This window comes from Rhizobium sp. FKY42 (genome assembly GCF_005222835.1).
In the GTDB taxonomy this organism is placed as follows: Bacteria; Pseudomonadota; Alphaproteobacteria; order Rhizobiales; family Rhizobiaceae; genus Neorhizobium.
Map to the genome: position 1 here is coordinate 2995 of NZ_STGA01000069.1, position 5468 is coordinate 8462.

Here is a 5468-nt window from a genome sequence, read left to right on the forward strand (position 1 = left end):
CCTTAACCAATTGTTGATTTCCACTGAGAGCTGACCCGGCGCAGCCAGATATTTACATTGAGAATTGACCCATGTTTCAACCGTCCCTCGATGTTTTCAGCGGGGGCTCTGGAGTGATCGACATGGTGTTACTGAGCGTAATCCGACGCTGGCATTTTCGAGAGCATCTATCGATCCGGGAGATTTGCCGCAGGACCGGCTTATCCCGGAATACCATCCGCAAATATCTGCGAGCTGGCGGCGTGGAGCCGAAGTTCAACGTGCCGGAGAGGCCGAGCAAGCTTGATCCGTTTGCAGATCGGTTATCGGCCTGGCTGAAGACGGAGTCGAAGAAAGGCCGCAAGCAGAAGCGGACGATGAAGCAGCTACACGCTGATCTTGTCAGCCTCGGCTACGAGGGGTCCTACAATCGTGTGGCGGCATTTGCGCGGGAATGGCGCGATGATCGTCATAGGGAATTGCAGACGACGGGCCGCGGGACATTTGTGCCCCTGGCGTTCGAACCAGGCGAGGCCTTCCAGTTCGATTGGTCGGAGGATTGGGCGATCATCGGCAATGAGCGCACAAAGCTCCAGATCGCCCACACGAAGCTGAGCTACTCCAGGGCCTTCATCGTTCGGGCATACCTCTTGCAGACGCATGAGATGCTGTTCGATGCCCATAACCATGCCTTCCGTGTCTTCGGTGGCATTCCTGGTCGCGGCATCTACGACAACATGCGCACGGCAATCTACAAGGTCGGTCGTGGCAAGGAGCGCGACGTCAACGTCCGCTTCATGGCGATGGCCAGCCATTATGTGTTCGAGCCCGAGTTCTGCAATCCGGCTTCCGGCTGGGAGAAGGGACAGGTCGAGAAGAACGTGCAGGATGCGCGTCATCGCTTCTTTCAACCGATCCCGCGCTTTCCATCACTGGAGGCCTTGAACGATTGGCTCGAGGCCCGTTGCAAGGAGTTCTGGGCCAAGACACCCCACGGTCAGTTGCGTGGCACTATTGCCGACATCTGGGCCGAGGAAGTCCCAGCTCTCATGGTGCTCTCCAGGCCGTTCGACGGGTTCGTCGAATATACGAAGCGAGTCACGCCCAACTGCCTCGTGCATCTGGAGCGCAATCGCTACAGCGTTCCGGCATCCTTCGCCAATCGACCGGTAAGCCTCCGGGTCTGCCCAGATCGTGTCGTGGTCGCCGCAGAAGGCCAGATCGTTTGTGAGCACCGCCGCGTCATAGATCGGTCCCATGATCGGCCGGGCCAGACCATCTACGACTGGCGTCACTATCTGGCGGTGGTGCAGCGTAAGCCCGGTGCTCTTCGTAACGGCGCACCGTTCATCGAGCTTCCCGATGCATTCCGGACTTTGCAGCAATACCTGCTCAAGAAGCCGGGTGGCGATCGAGAGATGGTCGATATCCTGGCCCTCGTCCTTCAGCACGACGAGCAGGCAGTCCTGTCTGCCGTCGACATGGCGCTGCAGTCTGGCATTCCGACCAAGACGCATGTGCTGAACCTGCTGCATCGGCTCGTTGACGGTAAATCCTTCACGCCGCCGACCCTCGACGCGCCACAGGCACTGACGCTCCCCAATGAACCCAAGGCTAATGTTGAACGATACGATACCTTGAGAAAGACGGAGGCTCGCCATGCGTCATAATCCAGCAAGCGGCGCGATCGTCATCATGCTGCGGCAGTTGAAGATGCATGGCATGGCCCAGGCCGTCGGGGAACTTACTGAGCAGGGATCGCCTGCGTTCGAGGCTGCCCTTCCGATCCTGTCGCAGCTTCTCAAGGCAGAGACGGCGGAGCGTGAGGTTCGATCAACGGCCTATCAGCTCAAGACAGCACGCTTTCCGGCCTACCGTGACCTGAATGGCTTCGACTTCGGCAGTAGCGAGATCAACGAGGCGCTCGTGCAACAGCTTCATCGCTGTGACTTCCTCAATGACGCCAACAATATCGTTCTGGTCGGCGGACCTGGCACGGGAAAGACGCACATTGCCACCGCGCTCGGCGTTCAGGCCATTGAACATCAACACAAGCGGGTAAGGTTCTTCTCGACGGTCGAACTGGTCAACGCGCTCGAGCAAGAGAAGGCACAAGGCAAGTCGGAACAGATCGCCAATCGGCTCGTCCACTCCGATCTCGTCATTCTCGACGAGCTGGGATACCTGCCATTCAGCGCTTCAGGCGGGGCGCTGCTCTTCCATCTGCTGAGCAGACTTTATGAGCGTACCAGCGTCATCATCACCACCAACCTCAGCTTCAGTGAATGGGCAAGTGTCTTCGGCCATGCAAAGATGACCACCGCGCTGATCGACAGGCTCACCCACCACTGCCACATCCTCGAAACCGGAAGCGACAGCTTGCGCTTCAAGAACAGCTCGGCTCATCAGCCCAAAACATCAAAGGAGAAACGCAGGAACTTGACCCCGACCAACAACACGAACGATACCTAAGGGCGGGTCAATTATCGGTGGAAACGCCGGGTCAGCTCTCAGGGGAAATCAACAACAAGACCCGAAAATCCTTCTCAGCATTCCTCGCCCTGTCTGCCGCAAAAATATGGCTACCACACTTTGTCAACAGGACCTAGTGTGCCCAATAAACCTTAACTTGCATTCCGGTTGTTTGGATTTAAGATTGATTCGGATAGGGTTGGTATTTTTGAAGCATGGCGACTAAGATTGGAACTATGACGGCGGACAATGGAAAAAATTCTCAGGTCACAATATGAATTTAAAACGCTATATTTTGTTGTCATCAACTACATTATTAGTTTTAATCATACATTTTTCTTCGTATGAAAGAAACGATATGGAGAAGCTTTTCGGCGAAAAATTCACAGTTCTCGTAAAAGGGAAATGCGATCGAGAAATGAAAGACATTATCTCAAGGATCGACAGGAATCATATGCCTTTAGATGAAATAAGTAAGATATTCGTAGATGGTAATGTTGATAGCACAATTTTCCCTATATCAATAAGTGAAGAATATTACTTAATGGGAATAATAAAAAGCAAGTTTGGTGGGCCGCAATATTCAAAATACACGATTTCGGGTGGATCCGACGGCATTTATGTGGCTCTTTTGAATGAAAAGCTCCAAAGCCAAGTTGACGGAATAAAATTTGATGAGTGCGGAAATTTGCTAGGAGACGACTATTATACTAGGGTAAGACACCAAGAATTCCTCAAAAATAGATAATTTTTCGGATCTAAATTTTAGAATAATATTTTTATCGAGTGAAAAATGGCGAATTATACGAAGGATAGTTTTACTCACACGCCACCATTCCCTTACGATGGTTTTCTTGGTGCTGTTGAGGGTTTTCTGGCGTCTGCGTACAATGGCATTGCCGCAACTCTGGAGAATATCACGGGGTCACATTTTCTGCTGTGGGAGCATGCCTATGACATGCGATATCCTCTCGAATTAGTATCTTTTACAACAACTACGGATGATTATGAATCACTTAAGGCAGTACTGGAATCTGGAACCGAAGGCACATTTTATATATCCGAACAGGATTCAGGGATTGTAGCGCGAGGATTGCAATATACTGCATGGGGTAACTTTACTGGAACATTGCGTGGCATGTTAACAGTCCAGAATGGTCAGTATAAATTTGAAGGATACCTTACTGATGCGTTTGACATTGTTGACTACAATGCCGCGACGCATCGGGATCCATTCTATGAGCGTCTAACTGAATTTGCTCGCATTGTTGCTCAGGATGGATCCTTTCGAGCGTACTTGATAGGCGATGTGAGGGTCACTTTTTCGGGATCTGTGCAGAATCATAATGGAGGTAGTTCAGGGGGTGCCACACCAACGGTGCCAAAGGGATCCGGCAACCCCCAAGTGCTGCAAATCAACCCAGATGGCACAGTGACTGATCTTAGCCCTGGCGCAAACGGTAGCGATGATGCCGGTGGCACGGGCGGAACAGGTGGCACAGGTGGCACAGGTGGCACAGGTGGCACAGGTGGAACAGGTGGAACAGGTGGAACAGGTGGAACAGGTGGAACAGGTGGAACAGGTGGAACAGGCGGCTCCGGGGGCTGGCCACCATCGCCGCCAGCTCCACCCCGCGATCCCCTCGTTCTAGATCTGGATGGGGATGGGGTCGAATTGATTTCTCTGACCTATTCCAACGCTCATTTCGACTACGATAGTGACAATTTTGCCGAGAAAACAGGCTGGCTGAGCTCCGACGATGCCTTCGTCGTGCATGACGACAACGGAAATGGTGTTGTTGATGGAATCCCCGAGATTTTTGGCAGTCCGACGGAAGATGGCTTCACAGCATTGCAAGCTTTCGACACGAACGGCGACGGCAAGGTCGATGCGGACGACGAGAACTTCGGGAGTTTGAAGCTTTGGCGCGACCTTAACGGAAACGGCGCTTACGACGAGGGAGAGATGTTCTCGCTCGCTGAATACAATATCGCGTCGATCAACGTTGATGCAGCCTCGTCCACAAGGGTTACGGCAGGCAACCAGGTCGCGTTCGAAGGCCTGTTCACTCGAACGGACGGTACCACTGGTCTTGCCGAGGCAGTCCTTTTCAACACCAATCCGGCGATCTCCGTTTGGGACATGCCAGACGGATTCGAGGTTTCGACGAAAGCCGCCATCCTCCCGAACCTGCGTGGATATGGCCTCCTGCCAGACCTCGCCTATTCGATGACCCTTGATGATGATCTGCGTGTGTTGGTTGAGACTTACGTTCTCGACGTATTGATGCTCCCCGCTGATCAAATTCGAGTGCAGTTCGAGACGCTGCTTCTTTCCTGGGCCGGGGTGACCGATGTTCCCGCCAATGATCGCGGCAGCCACATCGATGGCAAGATCGTCGCTTTCCTCGAAAAGTACTTCGGATCCGACTTTGTCGAAAATGCTGATGGGACCCTTGGTTCACGCTACGCCGAAGTCATCAATGCGTCTTTTGATACGGTAGTTGACGTCCTGCTGACACGATTCCTATCGCAAAGCCATGTCTCCGCAATCAAACTTGGTATAGATGGGAGCGCAATTGCAGGAAGCCCGCTTCTTCCTCTTGTTTTGTTGTCATATGACGTGGAAAGTGAACGCTTCACGAATGACCCGGACGATGCCATCAACTTAATCATCGATCTCGCACCGTCGAACTTCAGCCAGAAACTCGACTATTATGCAAAAGCCATCACTGGGCTTTTGGGTTTGAAGTACGAGTATTTCAACAACGATACCGCCACGTTTAAGACGTACATCCTGAGCAAGGTGAGCGACGCAGAGCCGCAACAACACGGTCTACTCACATTTGTTGATGCTTTCCTCGACGTCGGAAAACTCATCGGCGGAACGTCTGAAACCGATACGCTGACCGGCACATCGAGCAAAGATGTCCTTCTTGCCGGCCTTGGCAACGACACTTTGAACGGTGCGGGCGGCAACGACACCTATGTCTATGCTCGTGGTGACGGAAACGACA

Annotated in this window: 4 protein-coding genes; all 4 read left to right on the top strand. The window is 52.7% G+C overall.

Annotated features, from left to right (window positions below; translation table 11 throughout):
- Positions 1–122 precede the first annotated feature (122 nt).
- Positions 123–1649, top strand: coding sequence for an IS21 family transposase (gene istA, locus E8M78_RS21340; RefSeq protein WP_137136968.1), 1527 nt, complete (start codon positions 123–125; stop codon positions 1647–1649).
- On the top strand, positions 1639–2451 hold the full coding sequence (gene istB, locus E8M78_RS21345; protein ID WP_137136969.1) for an IS21-like element helper ATPase IstB: 813 nt from the start codon (positions 1639–1641) through the stop codon (positions 2449–2451). The genes istA and istB overlap by 11 nt, the downstream gene beginning before the upstream one ends.
- 358 nt (positions 2452–2809) lie before the next feature.
- Complete coding sequence (locus E8M78_RS21355; RefSeq protein ID WP_137136970.1) at positions 2810–3199, top strand: hypothetical protein; 390 nt, start codon at positions 2810–2812, stop codon at positions 3197–3199.
- Between the two features lie 45 nt (positions 3200–3244).
- The coding region (locus E8M78_RS23655; RefSeq protein WP_205910282.1) for a hypothetical protein at positions 3245–5468 on the top strand (2224 nt) is incomplete at its 3' end.

Coding starts and splice junctions, on each gene's coding strand:
- E8M78_RS21355 (WP_137136970.1), top strand. CDS start 2,810: ATGGAGAAGCTTTTCGGCGAAAAATTCACAGTTCTCGTAAAAGGGAAA.
- istB (WP_137136969.1), top strand. CDS start 1,639: ATGCGTCATAATCCAGCAAGCGGCGCGATCGTCATCATGCTGCGGCAG.
- istA (WP_137136968.1), top strand. CDS start 123: ATGGTGTTACTGAGCGTAATCCGACGCTGGCATTTTCGAGAGCATCTA.